Here is a 474-nt window from a genome sequence, read left to right as displayed (position 1 = left end):
CTCTTTCCCTCTCCTCCTAATCGTCGGGAGGAGAGGTTTTTTATACGCCTGCGCGGCGGCGTCGATCCGCTTGATCCCTACTCCATGTGATGATGCACTTCTCAATTCTCGCAGGTATGCCACCAAGCTTAATTCTCCACCTCATCGGCCCGGTGCGTCGTTGCTTGGCGATTCGACCCGCCGGGCCTGCTACTGCTTCGACGGAGCACAAGATCGGGACGCTCAAATGAGCCGCGCCCGCCGCTCCCACATTACGATTGTAAGGCCAGGCAATCCGGACCTCTATCTGCCGCCCGCAGGTATGCCGTCGGGATGGGAAGTCATTGGCACGGTGACTACCGCCGAAGGCACGGGCGCGTTGGTGCGCCGCAAATCCAACGGCATTTATGCCCGCGCCAACACGGACGCCATCCGTTCACTGCCGCAGCGCAAGGTGCAGCAAGCGATCGAAGTGGGAGAGGCAGACGATCTTCC

General features: G+C 60.5%; 1 protein-coding gene. It reads left to right on the top strand.

Features of this window, described 5'->3' with window-relative positions; all coding sequences use genetic code 11:
- Positions 1–226 precede the first annotated feature (226 nt).
- Positions 227–474, top strand: a 248-nt coding sequence (locus tag LG367_RS18440; protein ID WP_226470748.1) for a hypothetical protein, incomplete at its 3' end; no start/stop codon positions are given.

The sequence above is a fragment of the Luteimonas panaciterrae genome, from assembly GCF_020511115.1.
GTDB classification, from domain to species: domain Bacteria; phylum Pseudomonadota; class Gammaproteobacteria; order Xanthomonadales; family Xanthomonadaceae; genus Luteimonas; species Luteimonas panaciterrae.
Note: the sequence above shows the minus strand (reverse complement) of the source record. Positions and strands in the feature narration are given on the sequence as shown.